This window comes from Amycolatopsis sp. NPDC104775 (genome assembly GCF_055583325.1).
In genome coordinates, this window is record NZ_JBVJOE010000002.1 from 1,138,472 (window position 1) to 1,155,982 (window position 17,511).

At 67.3% G+C, this 17,511-nt stretch carries 18 protein-coding genes; 11 read left to right on the forward strand and 7 right to left on the reverse strand.

What is annotated here, in order from left to right; translation table 11 throughout:
* Nucleotides 1–45 precede the first annotated feature (45 nt).
* The 4 genes from ACZ63D_RS13950 to ACZ63D_RS13965 all read right to left on the reverse strand — a co-directional run bounded on the left by ACZ63D_RS13950 (nucleotide 46) and on the right by ACZ63D_RS13965 (nucleotide 5,150).
* A complete protein-coding gene (locus ACZ63D_RS13950) occupies nucleotides 46–606 on the reverse strand; it encodes a hypothetical protein (protein WP_465354661.1) in 561 nt (186 codons plus the stop codon).
* 642 nt (nucleotides 607–1,248) lie between these two features.
* A complete protein-coding gene (locus tag ACZ63D_RS13955; protein WP_465354662.1) occupies nucleotides 1,249–2,838 on the reverse strand; it encodes an FAD-dependent monooxygenase in 1,590 nt (529 codons plus the stop codon).
* A 36-nt stretch (nucleotides 2,839–2,874) separates the two neighbouring features.
* The gene (locus ACZ63D_RS13960) at nucleotides 2,875–3,924 is read right to left on the reverse strand and encodes a methyltransferase (protein ID WP_465354663.1); all 1,050 of its coding nucleotides are present in this window, start codon (nucleotides 3,922–3,924) and stop codon (nucleotides 2,875–2,877) included.
* Between the two features lie 59 nt (nucleotides 3,925–3,983).
* Nucleotides 3,984–5,150 carry a nucleotide disphospho-sugar-binding domain-containing protein gene (locus ACZ63D_RS13965; RefSeq protein ID WP_465354664.1) on the reverse strand — a complete coding sequence of 389 codons (1,167 nt, stop codon included), beginning with the start codon at nucleotides 5,148–5,150 and terminating at the stop codon, nucleotides 3,984–3,986.
* A 181-nt stretch (nucleotides 5,151–5,331) separates the two neighbouring features.
* On the opposite strand from ACZ63D_RS13965, the gene ACZ63D_RS13970 reads away from it, so the two are divergent.
* Complete coding sequence (locus tag ACZ63D_RS13970) at nucleotides 5,332–6,933, forward strand: FAD-dependent monooxygenase (RefSeq protein WP_465354665.1); 1,602 nt, start codon at nucleotides 5,332–5,334, stop codon at nucleotides 6,931–6,933.
* A gap of 47 nt (nucleotides 6,934–6,980) precedes the next feature.
* Here ACZ63D_RS13970 and ACZ63D_RS13975 read toward each other — a convergent pair whose 3' ends face one another.
* The 3 genes from ACZ63D_RS13975 to ACZ63D_RS13985 are packed head-to-tail and all read right to left on the reverse strand — an operon-like array spanning nucleotide 6,981 to nucleotide 9,288.
* Nucleotides 6,981–8,003 carry a methyltransferase gene (locus ACZ63D_RS13975; RefSeq protein WP_465354666.1) on the reverse strand — a complete coding sequence of 341 codons (1,023 nt, stop codon included), beginning with the start codon at nucleotides 8,001–8,003 and terminating at the stop codon, nucleotides 6,981–6,983.
* A 32-nt stretch (nucleotides 8,004–8,035) separates the two neighbouring features.
* Entirely contained in the window at nucleotides 8,036–8,905 is an 870-nt protein-coding gene (locus ACZ63D_RS13980; protein ID WP_465354667.1) for an NAD(P)-dependent oxidoreductase, read from the reverse strand.
* Nucleotides 8,902–9,288, reverse strand: a complete 387-nt coding sequence (locus tag ACZ63D_RS13985) for a SchA/CurD-like domain-containing protein (RefSeq protein WP_465354668.1) — start codon at nucleotides 9,286–9,288, stop codon at nucleotides 8,902–8,904. The genes ACZ63D_RS13980 and ACZ63D_RS13985 overlap by 4 nt, the downstream gene beginning before the upstream one ends.
* A 206-nt stretch (nucleotides 9,289–9,494) precedes the next feature.
* Between ACZ63D_RS13985 and ACZ63D_RS13990 the strand changes: the two genes are divergently transcribed.
* From ACZ63D_RS13990 to ACZ63D_RS14035, 10 genes are all read left to right on the forward strand, one after another.
* A complete protein-coding gene (locus tag ACZ63D_RS13990; protein WP_465354669.1) occupies nucleotides 9,495–9,821 on the forward strand; it encodes a TcmI family type II polyketide cyclase in 327 nt (108 codons plus the stop codon).
* Nucleotides 9,814–10,275: a cupin domain-containing protein gene (locus ACZ63D_RS13995; RefSeq protein WP_465354670.1), complete on the forward strand. Its 462-nt coding sequence runs from the start codon at nucleotides 9,814–9,816 to the stop codon at nucleotides 10,273–10,275. Before ACZ63D_RS13990 ends, ACZ63D_RS13995 begins: the two co-directional genes overlap by 8 nt.
* The gene (locus ACZ63D_RS14000; protein WP_465354671.1) at nucleotides 10,265–11,533 is read left to right on the forward strand and encodes a beta-ketoacyl-[acyl-carrier-protein] synthase family protein; all 1,269 of its coding nucleotides are present in this window, start codon (nucleotides 10,265–10,267) and stop codon (nucleotides 11,531–11,533) included. Before ACZ63D_RS13995 ends, ACZ63D_RS14000 begins: the two co-directional genes overlap by 11 nt.
* On the forward strand, nucleotides 11,533–12,756 hold the full coding sequence (locus ACZ63D_RS14005; protein WP_465354672.1) for a ketosynthase chain-length factor: 1,224 nt from the start codon (nucleotides 11,533–11,535) through the stop codon (nucleotides 12,754–12,756). The genes ACZ63D_RS14000 and ACZ63D_RS14005 overlap by 1 nt, the downstream gene beginning before the upstream one ends.
* Nucleotides 12,753–13,487 carry an SRPBCC family protein gene (locus ACZ63D_RS14010; RefSeq protein WP_465354673.1) on the forward strand — a complete coding sequence of 245 codons (735 nt, stop codon included), beginning with the start codon at nucleotides 12,753–12,755 and terminating at the stop codon, nucleotides 13,485–13,487. Before ACZ63D_RS14005 ends, ACZ63D_RS14010 begins: the two co-directional genes overlap by 4 nt.
* On the forward strand, nucleotides 13,484–13,942 hold the full coding sequence (locus tag ACZ63D_RS14015; RefSeq protein ID WP_465354674.1) for an anthrone oxygenase family protein: 459 nt from the start codon (nucleotides 13,484–13,486) through the stop codon (nucleotides 13,940–13,942). Before ACZ63D_RS14010 ends, ACZ63D_RS14015 begins: the two co-directional genes overlap by 4 nt.
* Nucleotides 13,943–13,951: 9 nt before the next feature.
* Nucleotides 13,952–14,677 (forward strand): SDR family NAD(P)-dependent oxidoreductase, encoded by a 726-nt coding sequence (locus ACZ63D_RS14020; RefSeq protein ID WP_465354675.1) that lies wholly within the window; start codon nucleotides 13,952–13,954, stop codon nucleotides 14,675–14,677.
* A gap of 3 nt (nucleotides 14,678–14,680) precedes the next feature.
* Entirely contained in the window at nucleotides 14,681–15,004 is a 324-nt protein-coding gene (locus ACZ63D_RS14025; RefSeq protein WP_465354676.1) for an antibiotic biosynthesis monooxygenase family protein, read from the forward strand.
* On the forward strand, nucleotides 15,001–15,306 hold the full coding sequence (locus ACZ63D_RS14030) for an antibiotic biosynthesis monooxygenase family protein (RefSeq protein WP_465354677.1): 306 nt from the start codon (nucleotides 15,001–15,003) through the stop codon (nucleotides 15,304–15,306). The genes ACZ63D_RS14025 and ACZ63D_RS14030 overlap by 4 nt, the downstream gene beginning before the upstream one ends.
* Nucleotides 15,307–15,601: 295 nt before the next feature.
* Nucleotides 15,602–17,476, forward strand: coding sequence for an AfsR/SARP family transcriptional regulator (locus ACZ63D_RS14035; RefSeq protein ID WP_465354678.1), 1,875 nt, complete (start codon nucleotides 15,602–15,604; stop codon nucleotides 17,474–17,476).
* The last annotated feature ends 35 nt before the right edge of the window (nucleotides 17,477–17,511 follow it).

Sequence of the window (17,511 nt, forward strand, 5' to 3'; positions counted from 1 at the left end):
ACGGTTTCGGTCGGCAGGAGAACTGGGTTCCTCTCGCCGTGCCGGCTACGGTTTCGGCAGCCATACCGCGACCTCGGCCAGGGCATCGAGCACATCATTGTCAACGTGGCCTCCTATGGTCTCCGTTTCAGCGATGGCCACCTTGGTGCCGTCGCGGTGAGATTGATAGTGGTGGCCGGTGAAGTGGACCCCGGTGGGGCCGAGCAGCGCACCGGCGAGCGGGGTGATGTCACCACTGCCTTGAACCGCTTCGACTTTTTCGAAAGCGTTTGAGTCAGCACGGTTCGCGAAACTGGTCCACACCACGGAGATGACTGCGGAATTCCCCGCGGTGTCGCCTACGGCCAGAAGTATCCGGTCCAGCGACTTGCACGGGGTGCGGAGGAAGAAGTCGCGTACCTGGCCGGTGGATGCTGCGACGCATTTCAGATCTCGCTTCAAAGTCTTCTTCAGCGTCCGCATGCCCATACGGTGCAACGCTTCGTCAGTTTTGCCGGATCGTGCGGATTTCTTGCTTTCGTTCGTGCGTTTGCCGAGATCCTTCGCATTCAGTGAGCTGTCGGCGGCCGCACCGGTTTCCGTTGCCGTCCCGCCTGCGCCCAGCACTCCACTGGTTCCGCTGGCGAGTGCGAGGGCGACGGCACCCGCGGCGACAAGCCGACCTGCGCCGCTGCCAGGGCCAGGATCTGAGCCACCTCCTGCACCACCGATACGTCGCGCCACACCCAGCCCCCAAAGCGGTGTCATCACTGCAAGTGAGACGAGGCTACGGACAGGCATCAGTTGTTGCTGCCGCCGAATGGGCGACGTCCGATCGCGGTGGCTTTGAGCGCGGCCCTGTACTGGGCGTATTGCGCTTCCCTTTCGACGCTGCGAGCAGTTTCACGGCCGGGGCGGGCTACGCCTGCTCCATTTCATCCTTTACGGACTAGCGAGGGACGGCTGCCATGGTTTTGGTGTGCACCGGCTTGGGTGAGCCGAAAACGGACGAGTCAGTGAACGCGGTCGCGATCGACCAGGATGCCGCACGGTGCGGCCACGCTAGCGGCGGGCGTGGAGGTGAAGGCGGTGCTGCGGCACTCCTCGACCACCGTCACCTACACCACGGTCCCGCCTCAGGTGGTGTCATCGACGGCGGCGGGCGGTGAGCGTCAGTCGCGCTGACTTCTGTCCACAAGGCCGGTTCTGCTGTACTCAGCTTCTTCATCGTCGTCCTTCCGCAGATCCCCGTGGCCGACCACCAGCAGGTCAGCCGGGGGCAAGCACCTGGGCCAGTGCCGCGGCGAGCGTTTCTGCGGTTTCGTCGCTGTGCCAGGCTACGATTCCGTCGGGCCGGATCAGGACGGCGGCCCGCGGCGAGCCGTAACGGCTGGGCCATTGGCCGTCGAGGTCCGTGACGTCCGTGCCGATCCGGTACACGTCGAGCCGGACCCCGGCGGGCGAGCCGGTCGGGTCCTCAGCTTCCGGCCCGAGCAACAGCACGAAGTTCTTCCCGAACAGATCGAGCATGGACAGCTCCGCGCCATCGCGGCGGATCCAGCAGTGTGGCGCCCTGGTTCCGGGTTGTGCAGCCAGTTCCGTGGCCAGCACGGGATCAGCCGGCGAGCCCGGAGCGGACAGCACGGCTGTCGAGCGGTAACGGCAGCCGAACACGACCGCGTCCCTGTCCAGCGCGGCCGACTCGCCGGCCAGCGTCGTGTTCGTTCGCTCCCGCAGGTGCACCATGGCCTGGCCGAGGGCAAGCTCGTCCGCCGGATGCCGTTCGGCATGGTACGTCGCCAGCAGTTTCTCCGTGGCGGTTCCGCGGAGCACCGCGGCGAGCTTCCACGCAAGGTTGTACCCGTCCTGGATACCCGAACTAGCCCCGAACGCGCCCATCGGAGGCATCACGTGTGCTGCGTCGCCGACCAGGAAGACCCGTCCTTTGGAAAACTTCCTGGCCAGCTGAGCGCCGATTTCGAACTCCAGCGCGGTGGCCCGGCCGCCCGCCGACTGCGGGCAGACTGTCACATCGAGGTCGTCGACGCCTACCGCGGCACGCACCAGATCGGCGCATCGATCGGTCAATTTCTCCGCCGGAGTCTCGTCCGACGGGTCACGCGGCATGGAGAACACCCACCGCCGGTACCCGTCGTAGGCCATGAGCGACGTGCCCGGCACGGGTTCGTCTACATAGCACAGGTTGACCGGCCGGCCGCGGAGCGCGGGACCGAGATCCGCCTCGAACACGAAGGTGAGCCGGCGCATCAGCGCGCCAGGGCCGTCCATCGGGATCGCCAGCCGTTTGCGCACCAGGCTGCGATATCCGTCGCAGCCCAGGAGGTACCGGCAGTGCACAGTGGACACTTCGCCGGTCGCGCTGTCCGCGATCCTGGCCTGCACTCCGTCCCCGCGCCGAGTGAAGTCCACCAGTTCGGTCCCGAACCGCACGTCCACGCCGCGGTCTTCGGCACGCGCCAGCAGCACCCGTTCCAGCCGGTCCTGGTCGATCGGCGCGCGCTGGGCCGGGCTGATGTCGTTCTCCTCGCGCCGTTCGCGCTGCTCCGACCAGTGGATGTCCGGGCTGGCCAATGTCCGCGCCCGCAAGGTCAGCCATTGCCGCACGGCATTCAGAGCGGACGCGCGAGGGTTGGCCTCGATGATGGCTTCTTCGAGGCCGACCGACCGGTACAGCTCCATGCACCTCCGATTCAGCCCGCGTACCCGCGGGTGGGCGAGGATGTCCCGGTGCCTTTCCACCACTGTGCACGGAACACCATGGTGGGCAAGGAAAACTGCCGACGACAGGCCGGTGAGCGCGCCGCCTGCGATCAGCACGGGCGTGGTCGTCTCCCGCATGATTCCTCCCCACGTCCGGCACCGGGACACCGCTGCTCAGCGGGCTTCGATCAGGTTCCAGCCGGTCAGGCCGTCGTGGAACGAGGTGATCCCGTTCACCTCGAAACCCGCGCCGCGCAACAGTTCTTCGAACTGCCCGCGGTTGCGTACCTTGCCGCCGGACGCGATGAGCAGGCCGAAGTTGGCCATCGGCAGGTTCGCGGCCGGGTCGGGGCGGCGCGGGTCGTCCACGATCATCCAGTCGATCACCAGCAACCGGCCGCCGGGTTCGATCACCTTCCGCGCGTTCGCCAGGATCTGCGCGACGTGCTCGTCCGACCAGTCGCAGAGCACGCTCTTGATCGTGTAGACGTCGCCGCCCGAGGGGATCGACTCGAGGAAGTTGCCCGGAATCAAGGTCGTACGGTCGGCGAGCCCACGCTCTTCGAAGGTGGCGTGGGCCCGCGAGATGACCTCCGCGCGGTCGTAGAGCACACCCTCCGCCCGCGGTGCGGCTTCCAGAAGCCCGCTCAGCAGCACGCCGAGCCCGCCGCCGATGTCGACGATCTTCTTCGCGGTGGTGAAATCGTAGTGCTTCACCAGGCTTTCCGCGCACCGGGCAGTGAGGTGGCACATGCTCTCGGCGTAGTGCTTGGCGTCCTCCTCATGGGTGTCGTAGTACTCCCACAGGCTTTGGCCCAACGCCGCCTCGGTGGACGAACGGCCAGTCTTGAGCACTTCGAGCATCCGCTCGCAGGGCCGATACAGCGCAGGGCCGGCGAAGGTGATCGCGACGTTGCGCATCCGGGAGCCCTCGCGCAACAGCGCGCCCATTTCCGTGACGGCGAACTGCTCGTATTCGGGCTCCTCGGCAAGCCCGACCGCGACGGCGGCGCGGAGGTACCGGGTGAGCGCGTCGTAGTCCACCTCCATCGCAACGGCGATTTCCGCTGCCGGTCGCGGTCCTTCCGCGAGGTAGTCCGCCAGGCCCAGCTGCGCGAATGTGCGGGTGACCTGAGCCGGCCCGTACCCCATGATCAGCCGGTGGAGCCGGAACAACGGCGAGGTTTCCGGCAGCGGAGTCTTGCTCTTCTCGGCAATCGACACGGTTGCATCCTCCTGATGGGTTTGTGCGTTCGTTGCCAGGCGGTGTTCTGCCCGGCGGTTCATCCGGCCACCAATGACTCCAGTACCGGCACCACCGACGCGGGTGGTGGGCACCGGAGGTTTTCCGCCCGCAGCAGATCCGCTTTCCGCTGGTGCTCGGGTTCGGCAAGAAGCTCGGCGAGCCGTTCGCGCACCGCGGGAACAGCCAGGTCCGGCGTATCGACGTAGGCGCCCGCGCCGTATTCCGCGACGGCCAAGGCGTTGAGGAACTGGTCGCCGAGCGACGGCAGGATCAGCTGGGGAGTGCCGGCGGCCGCCGCGGTGAGCGTGGTGCCGGCGCCACCCTGGTGCACGATCGCCGAACAGGTCGGCAGCAGCAGCCGCAGCGGGAGCGATTCCGCCACCCTGACGTTCTGTGTCTCGCCGAGTTTCTCTCGGTGCCGCGGACCGACGGCGAGCACGGTCTCCACGTCGAGGCCGCGCACGGCGTCCATCGCGAGCCGGGCCAAGTCCATATTGCCGGTGATCCGCGGCATCGACGTGCCGACCGTGACGCAGACCCGCGGTTTCCGAGGGGGCTCGGCCAGCCAAGCCGGGCAGCTCGCGACACCGTTGTAGGGAACGTAGGCGATCTGTTCGCGCTTGCCGCCGTCGTTCGGCGTCTGGAGGCTGGGCGGGCAAGGGTCGATGGTGAGCACGTCCGGCTCCGCGACCGGGGCCACCCCGAACCGCTCCCACAACGGTTTCATGCCAGCCTGTTCGACTTCGCGGTACCCGTGCCACGCATCGGTGCCCCAGAGGTGGCGGACAGACGGCACACCCAGCAGTTCGGCGAGTACCGGAGCGATGAACGCGACCGGTTCGTGGACTACGACGTCCGGGCGCCAGTGCCGACCGAACGCGACGAGTTCGTCTGCCATCGCCTCCGAGGTCGTCATGAATCGCCGGAATACGCTTTCGATGACGGAGCGGGGGGTGTTGTGCCAGGCCCGCATCGACGGCGGGACCCGCGGAGCGCGGTCGCCGAAGGCGCGCCTTGCCATTCCGGGCAGGTCCACCTCGCTGCCGAGCGGAACCGCGGTGAGCCCGGACGTCTGGATCAGTTCCCGCATGCTCGGCGCGGCCGCGACCCGGATGTCGTGACCCGCCGCGCTCAGCGCCCAGCCGAGCGGAACCATCGGGAAGAAATGAGGCGGCAGCGGTGCTGTGACAAACAGTACGCGCATCTGCGAATTCACTTTCGTCGATTCGGTCCGGCAAGAAGCTTCGCCGACCGTGCTGGACGATCGGTCGACTCGGCGCCCTTCGTTTCCGGAAATCGGCACCATCCGGCTGCGAGGCGATCACCAGTGCGGGTTGTGACGATCGCGTGCGTGACGTGGTGTTCGGGCGCTTGGGAAGGATGTCATGATCGAAATTCCGGTGTTGATCGTCGGCGGGGGACCGGTGGGCTTGTCCACTTCGCTTTTCCTCGGCAGCCAGGGCATTTCCTCGATGCTCGTGGAAAAGCGGACGGGGACGTCGCTGTTGCCGCGGGCGCCGGGGCTGCAGGCGCGGACCATGGAACTGTTTCGCTCGGTCGGCGTGGTGGACGACATCCGGGCATTGGAGATGGGTGACTCGCATCCCTATTTCGAGGGCGGGATCCTCCGTGTGAAAACCTATTCGGAAATTGCCGACGCGGTGGTTCTCGAGGCACCGTCGCTCGATGGCGAAAAAGTGAGCCCGGAACGCGTCATGGGCTGCGGTCAGGACCGTTACGAGCGGGTCCTGGCTGAAAAGGCGCGCGAATATGGGGCTGACGTCCGGTTTTCCACCCGGTTGCTGGACCTGAGCCAGGACGCCGACGGCGTGACGGCCACGATCGAGAATTCGTCCACTGGTGAGCGGAGCACGGTCCGGGCCCGGTACCTCGTCGGGGCGGACGGCGCGAACAGCCTCACCCGCCGCCTGCTCGAAGTGCCGCGCAGCGGGCGTGGCAGCGTGTTCCACGCGCTGAGCATCTACTTCCGCGCACCGGAGCTGGAAAAGATCCTCGACGAGCGGAAGTTCATCCTCTGCTACGCGACCGCGCCCGGCACGATGGTCGGGCTCTCCCGGCTGCACGGATGCGACCCGTGGCTGGTCGCACCGCTCTACGACCCCGAACGTGGCGAGTCGCCCGCCCAGTTCACGTACGAGCGTTGCGTCGAGATCGTGCGCGAGGCGGCCGGAAAACCCGACATGGCAGTGGAAGTCGTGGCCACCGTGCCGTGGGAAGGTGCGCAGCTGGTCGCGGAAACCTTCCGGGCCGGCCGGGTCTTCCTCGCCGGTGACGCGGCGCACGTGCACCCGCCTGCCGGTGGCTTCGGCGCCAACACCGGGATTCACGACGCGCACAATCTCGCCTGGAAGCTGGCCGCCGCGTTGCGCGGCTGGGGCAGCGATGCCCTGCTCGACAGCTACGACACCGAACGGCGCCACGTCGGGCTCGCGATGGCAGAGCAGGCGCTGATCCGCAACCGGATCCGGCACGGCTACGCGACCGACGAGGATCGGCGGCAGATGGTGGACGACATCATCATCACCCTCGGATACCGTTACGCCTCGCCGCTGATCCTCGGCACCGATCAGCCCGGCGTCGTGCTGACCCCGGAGCTCGACCTCTCTGGGGAGCCGGGCACACGGGCTCCGCATGTGTGGCTGAACCGCGGCGGCGACCGGATTTCCGCGATCGACCTGTTCGGCGCCGAGTTCGTCCTGGTGACTGGCGCGGCCGGGGCGAGCTGGATGGCCGCGGCCCGGCAGCTCGCCGCCCAGTCGGGGATTCCTTTCACCGCGTACCAGGTGGACGCGGGCGACGGTTTGACCTCTCTCGGCGATAGCTGGGCACAGGTGTATGGCGTGAAGGACGATGGCGCCGTGCTGGTGCGGCCGGACGCGTTTGTCGCTTGGCGGTCGGTCACTGCCGTCGACGATCCGGACACGGTGCTCGCTGGAGTCCTGAACCGGGTAGCCGGCCGGGAATGACGGAAACGGCCGGGGCGCCTCGCTGCCCCGGCCGTTTTGTCTCGCCTTCACGCGGGTTTGCGGCCCACCACGAGGGTGTCGTTGAAACCGAGCGAGCGTGTCGCCTCGATCGAGAAGCCGGCGTCGGTGAGCCAGGTCTGGCAGTCCTGCGGCGTGTATTCCGCTCCGCCGCGGGTCGTCAGCAGCATATCGAGGCTGATCACCAGGTTCACCAGGTTCGGTTCGGCCGGGTTCAGCATCGGGTCGTACACCAGCAGCGCGCCGTGGGGGCGGAGTGCTCGGTACGCCTTCTCGACCAGCATCCGGCGCTCGCCTTCCGACCAGTCGTGCAGCACGTGTCCGATCACCACGGCGTCCGCCGCCGGGATCGGGTCGGTGAAAAAGCTTCCCGGTCGAAACGACACGTGGTCGCCTAGTTCGAAGCGCGTCATGTGCTCGGCGAAGAACGGCTCGACCTGTGGCAGGTCGAACACCGTCGCGCGCAGATGGGGATGTGCGGTCACCACGTTGGCCATCAGATTCCCGCGCGCGCCGCCGACATCCACCACCGTCCGGCATCCCGACCAGTCGAAGGCCCCTGCCAGCGCCGGACCGAGCGGAGCGTTCATCGTGTCCATCATGCCCAGGAAACTGCGCAGCTGGACCGGATCGGTCGACATCGTGTCGTACGGTTCGCCCGACTCCACTTCGCTTTGCGGCTCGCCGGTGCGCAACGCCGTGGCGAACCGGCCCCAAGCCGGGTACAGCATCCGGTGGGCGCGTTCGAGGAAACCGCCGATGTACTGCGGCTCGCCCGGAACCAGGTGCCGCTCGGCGCCGTGGCTGTTGCGGTAGCGACCGCCGTCATGGGCGAGCAGGCCGAGGCACACCAGCGCATCGAGGAAATCACCGGTGCCGCGAGGATGCAGGCCGAGCCGCGCGCAGAGCTGCGCCTTCGTTTGCGGCCCGTCCCGCAGGGTGGTGAACAGATCGAGCTCCAGTGCGGTGAGCAGAATCTGCGCCGTGCAGAACCCGGTGCCGATCCGCAAGTATTCGTAGGGACTGGTGGTCACGGTGTCAGCAGTCGTCATCTCTTGCCTTCTTCGATGGGTGGCGGGATCGGTCAGCCGGCGGTCAGTTCGACGACTACCGCAGCGTCCTTGTTGTCCTTGCCGCTGGCGACCGCTTCTTCGAACCGGCTTCGGGCACAGCGGACGATCGGCAGGTCGAGGCCGCCCGCGGTGGCTTCGTCATCGGCGAGCCGGAGATCCTTGGCCATCAGGCCGGCGCGGAACCCCGCCGGGTCATAGGACCGCTTTCGTATGAATTCGGCGCGGAAGTTGAGCACCGGCGACCGCCAGCCGCTTTTCATGATCGCGGTCAGCAACTGCTCGCGGTCGAGGCCAGCCTGCTCGACGAACTGCACCGCTTCGGCGAGCCCCGCGGTCTGCACGCCGAGCAGCAGGTTGAATGCGAGCTTCAGCACGCTCGCCCGGCCGGTGGAGCCGAGGTAGAGCGCACCGTGGCGGCTCAGGTCCCGCACCAGGTCCCGCACTGCATCCACTGTGGACTCGTCACCGGCGAGGAACACGCGAAGTTCCCCGTTGCGGGCCATTTCCGGGTTGCCGATCACGCAGAACTCCAGCCGGGTCACGCCAGCCGCAGCCAGCCGCTCCGCGGCGTCGCGCGCGTACGAGGGCGCCACAGTCGTGCCGTCCAGCACGATCGCGCCCGGCTTCAGCACCGGCAGCACGCCTCCGAACAGCACCTCCTCGACGGCCTTTTCGTCGCTCAAGCTGAGGATGACGACGTCTGCGTCCCGTGCCGCGTCAGCGGCCGAGGAGGCGACCGTCGCGCCGGCCGCGCGCAGCGGCTCCGCCTTGGCGGCCGTCCGGTTGTAGACCACCGTCTGGTGCCCGGTGTCCAGAAGCCGTTTCGCCATCCCGGAACCGACGCCACCGAGTCCGAGCACCGCGAGCTTTCGCCCGCTCACCGGCCCGCTCCGGCCGGATGATCGTCGATGGACAGCTGCGAGACACAGCGCATGACCGCTCGGTCGAAATAGGACTGGAAACCGGCGGGCGTCGAAGTATCGCGCGACTGCGTGAGAAATCCGGCGAGCCGCTGTTCGATCCGGTGCACGCCGGACTGGGTCGCCATCTTCCGCGAGATGTCCTCGAACTCGCCTTCGTAGTGGATGACCCGCACCAGGACGTCGTCCTTGACGAACACCGCGGTGCCCAGCAGCCGGCCGCGGGCAGCGCCTTCGGCATCGGCCAGCACAGGGTCGTCCACCCGCTGGAATTCGGTGAAGATCTCCGCGATCTCCTCCTCGTGGCCTGGTTTGACGCGATAGGTGATCGCGGCATACGGCATGGGATTCCTCCGGCTGGGGTTGGTTATTCGATGCGCAGCGGCAGAAGTGAGCGTCCTGATGCTGCGGGGTTCGGCTGGTGCCGGGCTGGTCCGGCGAGCGAGGAAGAGACCAGTGATCGACCAGCGGGTCGCAACGGGCCACCGGCATCTTCGAAGGAAGCGCCGAACCCCAGCCTGTCCCTGCATTGTTGCCCGGAGGTGTGCTCGTGCATCGCACTCTCATCGTCGCCCGGATGGATCCGTCCGAAGCGGAATCGGTGGCTGAGATATTCGCGGAATCCGACAGCGGTGAGCTGCCGCGCATGGTCGGTGTCTCGCGCCGTACCCTCTTTCGCTTCCACGACCTGTACTTCCACCTCGCCGAGGCCGATGCCGGGATATCGGAAAGCCTCTACCAAGCGCGGGCGCATCCGTTGTATCAGGACATCAGCACCAAACTGTCCCGGCACATCCGCCCGTACGACCCGAACTGGAAGGAGCCCAAGGACGCTATGGCCGTTCCCTTCTACAGCTGGGAGGCAGGACGTGACTGAACGCGGGGCTCTGCCGGCGAAGGTCGCCGCGGACGACGTGCCGGCCAACCGGCGTCGCGGCGGGACGATGAAAGTGGTGCTCAGCCCGCGAACCTGCGGGACGACGACGGGATTCATGGGTGTGCTCACGCTGCGGCCCGGCGAATTCGTGTCGGAGCACTACCACCCCTATTCCGACGAATACCTTTACGTGGTGCGAGGATCGGTGACGGTCCGGGCAGGCGGTGACCAGTCGATCCAGGTGGACGCCGGGGAAGGCCTTGCGATCCCGCGCAACGTCCGGCACCGGGTCACCAGCTCCTCGGACGAGCCGGCTTTCGCGGTATTCCACCTGTGCCCGCTGGCGCCGCGGCCGGAGCTCGGCCACGTGGACACCGAACCGCCGCCGAATCCGGCGGACGACCACCCGCGCGTTTCGAGTCCCGCCGGCGAGGAGACCGGCCGTGACGACTGAGCGGCGCGTAGTGGTCACCGGTATCGGCGTGGTGGCGCCGGGGGCGATCGGCGCCAAGAACTACTGGGACCTGCTGACCGGCGGGCGCACCGCGACCCGCGGAATCTCCCTGTTCTCGCCGGAGGGGTTCCGTTCCAGAATCGCCGCGGAATGCGACTTCGATCCAGCCGCGGAAGGCCTGTCCCCGCAGGAGATCCGCCGGATGGACCGGGCCGCGCAGTTCGCGACGGTGAGCGCGCGGGAGGCGTGGGCCGACAGCGGGCTCGAGGCCGGCGACGTCGCGCCGGACCGCCTGGCGGTAAGCCTCGGCAGCGCCGTGGGCTGTACCACCGGGCTGGAAAACGAATACGTCGTGCTCAGCGACGGCGGAAAGCACTGGAACGTCGACCCGGACTACGCGGTTCCGCAGCTGTACGGCTACATGGTGCCGAGCACGCTGGCCTGCGAGGTGGCGTGGGCGGTGGGTGCCGAGGGCCCGGTTTCCCTCGTGTCCACCGGTTGTACGGCGGGGCTCGACTCGGTGGGCTACGGCTGTCAGCTGCTGTGGGAAGGCGCAGCGGACGTCGTGGTGGCCGGCGCGACGGACGCGCCGATTTCGCCGATCACCGTCGCGTGCTTCGACGCGATCCGGGCCACGTCGGCAGACAACGATCAGCCGGAGCGGGCTTCGCGGCCGTTCGACGCCACGCGCGGCGGGTTTGTACTCGGCGAAGGGGCGGCGGTGCTCGTGCTCGAGGAGCGCCGTGCGGCGCAACGGCGCGGCGCGCACATCTACGCGGAGATCCGCGCGTTCGCCAACCGCAGCAACGCCTTCCACATGACAGGGCTCAAGCCGGACGGCCGGGAGATGGCCGAAGCCATCGAAAACGCGCTGCGCGAAGCCGGCCTGGGGCCGGACGACATCGACTACATCAACGCGCACGGTTCTGGCACCCGCCAGAACGACCGGCATGAAACGGCGGCGTTCAAACGCTCTCTCGGTGCTCGCGCTTACGACGTCCCGGTCAGCTCGTTCAAGTCCATGATCGGGCACTCGCTCGGCGCCATCGGATCGCTGGAGCTCGCCGGCTGCGCGCTCGCACTGGAAAACCAGGTGGTGCCACCGACGGCGAACCTCACCACGCCGGACCCGGAGTGCGATCTGGACTACGTCCCGATCGTCGCGCGCGACCACGCGATGGACGCGGTGTTGAGCGTCGGCAGCGGTTTCGGCGGGTTCCAGTCGGCGGTGATCCTCGCCCGCGAGCCGGTGTCCTGATGAGCGACGCTGTCGTCGTCACCGGCATCGGGGTGCTGGCGCCGAACGGCGTCGGCACCGAAGCGTACTGGTCGGCAGTCCGCGAAGGCCGCAGCGGGATCGGCCGGATCACCCGGTTCGATCCGGCCCGGTACCCGACCCAGGTCGCCGGAGAGGTCGACGGGTTCGACGCCCGGGCAGTGGTGCCGGGCCGGTTGATCCCGCAGACCGATCGCTGGACCCAGCTGGGCCTGGCCGCCGCGGACCTCGCACTGCGCGACGCTCGGGTGGACCCGGCCGAGCTGCCCGAGTACGGCATGGCCGTGATCGTGGCGAGTTCTTCGGGCGGGACCGAATTCGGCCAGCGGGAGATCGAGAATCTGTGGAGCCGCGGGCCCGGCTGGGTGGGTGCGTTCCAGTCGATCGCCTGGTTCTACGCGGCGACCACCGGGCAGATCGCGATCAAACACGGGTTCCGCGGCCCGTGCGGGGTGCTCTGCGCCGAGCAGGCCGGCGGGCTGGATGCCATCGCGCAGGCACGGCGGGTGCTGCGGGAAGGGCGCTGCCTGGCGCTCACCGGCGGGACGGACAGCTCGTTGTGTCCGTACGGCCTGGTCGCGCAGCTTCCCACCGGGCGGCTCAGCCCGGTTCCCGACCCGGCGCGGGCCTACCTGCCGTTCGACGAACAGGCCGCCGGATACGTGCCGGGCGAAGGCGGCGCGATTCTGGTCGCCGAACCCAGGACCGCCGCTGTGGAACGCGGGGCCTTCGTGTACGGCGAGATCGCTGGCCACGCGGCCACCTTCGATCCGCCCGGCGCGGATCGGTCGAACCTGGCCCGCGCCGCGCGCCAGTGCCTTGCCCAGGCCGGAATCCAGCCGGGCGAAGTGGACGTCGTGTTCGCGGACGGTGCCGGTGTGCCAGAGCTGGACCGCCAGGAAGCCGAGGCGATCGAGGCGGTCTTCGGACCGCTCGCCGTACCGGTGACGGTGCCGAAAGCGATGACGGGCCGGTTGTATGCGGGCGGTGCCGCGCTCGACGCCGGGACCGCGCTGCTGGCCATCCGCGACGGGATCGTACCGCCGACGATCGGTGTGCGCGCTCCGCGTTTCGAGAACTGCTTGGACCTGGTTACCGAACCAAGACACCTGCCGATCCGGCGGGCGTTGATTCTCGCCCGCGGTTACGGCGGATTCAATTCCGCGTTGCTCGTGACCGCCCCGGAAGAACGGAGCAAGAAATGAACCAGCTTACCCTGGACGATATCAGGGACCTCATCCGGAAGAACGCGGGAGAGTCCGAAGAGATCGATCTGGGCGGCGACATTCTCGACGTTCCGTTCGACGAGCTGAACTGCGAATCGCTCGCGTTGCTCGGCATGGCGGTGCAGATCCAGAATCTGTGCCAGGTCGACATCTCCGGCGATCTGGTGACGGACCTGCGCACCCCCAGGATGATGCTCGCCTATGTCAACGAGCGGTCGTTCGCGCCGCGGGGAGATCACGCCCGCACCGACAACTCGATCCTCATCGACGCACCGATGGATCTGGTCTGGGAAATGACGAACGACGTCCGGTCCTGGCCCGAATTGTTCAGCGAGTACTCCTCGGTGGAGGTATTGGAAGAGCGCGGGAACTCCGTCGTGTTCCGGCTCAGCATGCGGCCCGACGAGAACGGCAAGGTGTGGAGCTGGGTGTCCGAGCGGGTGTGCGATCCCGAACTCCGGACGGTGCGCGCGCGGCGGGTGGAAACCGGGCCCTTCGAATACATGAACATCTACTGGGAGTACGTTCCCGTGCACCAGGGCGGGACGACGCTGGTCCGGATGAGATGGGTGCAGGACTTCCACCTGCGCCCGGACGCGCCGATCGACGACGCCGGAATGAAGCAGCGCATCGACCGGAACTCCGCGGTGCAGCTGGAGCGGATCAAGAGAACTCTGGAAAAGGCCGCAGGCCGCCGAGCCGGCGAATGACCAGCCTGCTGATCGCGGTGGTGCTGCTGGCGAACGGCCTCGGCGCCGGGGTGATGTTCTCGACGGTCGTGGGCATCACGCCGTTCACGCTCACGCTTTCCTACCCCGACTATGTGCGGACCATTCGTTTTCTGTGGCGGCGTTACGACCCGTTCATGCCGATCGCCAACGTGGCCGGCCTCGGTGCCGACGTGGCACTCACGCTGGTCGCGGACCGCCCGGCCGGGCTGCTCTTCGGCTTGCCCGCGGTGCTGCTGGCCGCGGTGATCGCGATTTCGCTGCTCAAGAACGTTCCCATCAACAAGTACGTCGTTTCGCTGGACGAAAAGCGGCAGCCCGCGGATTGGGCCGACCGCGATCCACGAAACCGGTGGAGGCTCTGGAACACGGCACGGACGGCGCTCGCCGTCGGTGCGTTCCTCGGCAACCTCATCAGTGTGATCATCCTTTACTAGGAGGACATTATGCGGCTGGAAGGAAAGAAAGCACTGATCACGGGGGGCACCCGCGGGATCGGCCGGGCGATCGTCCTCGCGCTGGCCGAGGCCGGCTGCGAGGTGCTCGCCTGCTATCGCAGCGACGCGGCGGCGGCCGGCGACCTGGCCGCCGCACTCGACCGGCTCGGCGCGAAGTACCGCGTCGTCCAGGCCGACGTGACCGACCCCGCGGCCGTGGACCGGCTCGCGGAGGAATGCCGCGAGCTGTTCGGCAGCCTGGACGTCGTCGTGCACAACGCGGGCGTGATCAGCCACATCCCGTTCCCCGAGCTGGCGCAGGACGAATGGGACCGGGTTCTCGACACCAACCTCGGCTCCGCCTACCGGGTGATCCAGCGGGTGCTGCCGCTGCTGAACGACGGCGCGTCCATCGTCAATGTCGGCTCCCGGGCGGCTGCGGTGGGGGTGCCGTTGCGTGCGCACTACACGGCGGCCAAGGCAGGGCTTGCCGGGCTCACCCGGTCTCTGTGCAAGGAATTGGGATCGCGCCGGATCCGGGTCAACGTGGTCGCGCCGGGCCCGATCGAGACCGAGGCGCCGACGCCGCCGGAGGTCCGTCAGCGCTACCAGGCGATGATCCCGCTCGGCAGGCTCGGCGATCCCCGCGAGATCGCGAACGTGGTGGTGTTCCTGGCCGGTGATCTGGCCGGATTCGTCAACGGCGAGACGATCAACGTCGACGGGGGAATCTGAGCCATGACGGCGAATCCGGTGTTCCGGGTGATGTTGCGGATGCAGATTCACCCCGGCATGGAAAAAGACTTCGAAGAGACCTGGCACTCGGTCGGTGGCATGATCACCGAGGTTCCGGCGAACCTGGGCCAATGGCTGTCCAGGAGCCTGGACGAGGACTCCGTCTATTACATCGTCAGCGACTGGGACAGCGAGGCGCGGTTCCGGGAGTTCGAGACGAGCGCGCGGCATCTGGAACACCGCACGAAGCTGCATCCCTTCCGCTCCGGCGGCACGATGACCACCATGCGGGTCGTGTATTCCCTGACCGGGGCGGGAGCTCGGTGACCGGCCGGGTCCGCGTCGTGCTCCACGTCCGGGCTCCCGGCGAGGGCGGGCCGGCGAAGATCGCCGAGGCGTACCACCGGATCAGCGTGCGGCTGAAAGGAACTCCCGGCTTGCTCGGCAACGAGCTGATGCGCTCGGTGCTGCGCGAGCAGGAGTTCGTGGTGATGAGCGAGTGGGCTGACCTCGATGCCTTCCGAAGCTGGGAAAAAGGGGCGGGGCACCGGGAGCAGACCGCGCCGCTGCGGCCGTACCAAATATCCGCTTCGCCATTTAATGTCTATATTGTCGAATCGGCATACTGAATGGTGTTCGCGAGGTTTGCCCAGAGGGCGGCCGCCCGTGCCGTGATGGCAACGTATTCACGTGCTTCATGATCGCCTGTTCGGCGGCTGCACGGTTGGCTAACCTGGTGCTAACCTGGCGGGAAGGCGGAAATTTTGTGCCGTGGAGTGGCCTGATGCCATTTAACGTTGGCATGGCTGGATGGCGTTCCGATCTAGTCGTGAACCGGGCGGCCATGGCGTGGGCCGCATTTCCCGTTTTTTCCACGGACAGGTGGTCACGGTAAAATTTTCGGGGGGGATGGGGGGAACATCGATGGATTTCTTCGTGCTCGGCCCGTTGCGAGTGATGGCGGCAGGCAGAGACATCACACCCAGCGCGCCGAAGATACGCGAACTGCTGGCCCTGCTGGTGCTGTGCCGGAATTCGCTGGTCCCGGCGGATTCGATCATCAATGAGCTCTGGGGCGAGGCGCCGCCGAGTACCGCGTTGTCCACCCTGCAGACCTATATCTACAAACTGCGTAAGATCTTCGACGACGAATCGGTCCTGCGGACCAACCCGTTCGGCTACAGCTTGGTCGTGCCGGATGAGAACGTCGACATGTCGAGGTTCGAAATGCTGTGCCAGCGAGGGAAAGCGGCACTTGACGACAAGAAACCGGAGCAGGCGAGCCGTGTGCTCGCCGAGGCGCTCGCGATGTGGCGCGGCCCGGCGCTGAGCGACGTGGCGCACGGCCAGACCGTGACCGCCCACGTGGTCCGGCTCGCGGAAATGCAGCTGCGAGCCCTGGAAATGCGGTTGGACGCCGACCTGCGGCTGGGGCTGCACCGCGAGGTAGTGCCTGAGCTGAAGGAGGTCACGCTCCGGCATCCGCTGCACGAAGGGCTGCATTCGCGGCTGATGATCGCGCTGCACCGGTCGGGCCGCCGGTCCGAAGCACTGGAGGCGTACCGGCGGCTGCGCGAGTCGCTGGTCGAAGAACTGGGGCTGGAACCGTCCAGCAAGATCGTGCAGCTGCACAGCGCGCTGCTCAGTTCCGACCCGACACTCGACGTCGCGACCAACGAAACACGCGGCAAGAACGAGAACGAGCTGAATAGACCGGCGGCCCAGGTGCCGATCCTGCGGGAGCCGCGGCCGGAAGTCCTGGAACACCTGCCACCGGATATCTCGGATTTCACCGGGCGCAGCGGCCTCGTCGCCGAAATCGAGCAGTGGTTGTCCAATGGAAACGGCGACGAGGCTGGTCGGCGGTCCGCGGTCATCGTGGGAATGCCGGGGGTGGGGAAGAGCACGCTCGCGATCCACGTCGCGCACCGGGTGAAACACTTGTATCCCGACGGGCAAGTTTACATCGGTGACTACACCGGCACGAAACCGACGAAACCGGCCGACGCATTGCGCTCGCTGCTCCGGGCGGCAGGGTTCTCCTCGGTTGCCATCCCGGTCGGGCTGATCGATTGCATTCAGCTGTTTCGCCAGTGGTGTGCCGGACGATCGATGCTGTTCGTGTTCGACAACGTCGATTCGAGTGCGAAAATCGCACAGGCGTTGCCGAGTTCGCGATGTGCGGTGATCATGACCGGCCAGTCGCACATTCCACCGGGCGGCCGGATGTTCACGGTGAACCGGATGGAACCGGCCGAGGCGGTGGAGATGGTCGCCAAGATCGCCGGAGAGGATCGGGTCGAGGCCGAGCTGCCGGAGGTGAAGATCCTGACCGGCCTCTGCGACCACCTGCCGCTCGCCCTTCGAGCCGCCGCGACCCGGCTTGTGACCAATCCTTCTCTTCTGGTCTCGGACCTGGAGCGGGCGCTGTCGCCGGTCAACCGGCGGCTGGACGAACTCCGGGTGGGGGACCTGGATGTCCGGCTTCGCTTCGAGGAAAGTTTTCAGAGCCTGTCCCCGCTGCAGCAGATGGTCTTCACCGTGGTGGGCACGTTCGGCGGCCAGAAGTTCTCCGCGGACGAAGCCGCCGAGATGATCGGGCGATCGGCGGCCCACACCGAAACCGTGCTGGGGCGTCTCGTCGAGAGCCACATGATCGTCGTACTCGGCCGGAACAGCAGCAATTCCCTGTATTACGAAGTTCCGACGCTGGCCCGGCTTTACGCGCGTGAGTGCCTGTTGCGCCAGGTCGGCGAGGGCTCCGTCGACGTGCTCGGCGAATCCGCCAACACCTGCTGAGAAGCCCTGGCGCGACATGGCGAGATGCGGGCGCT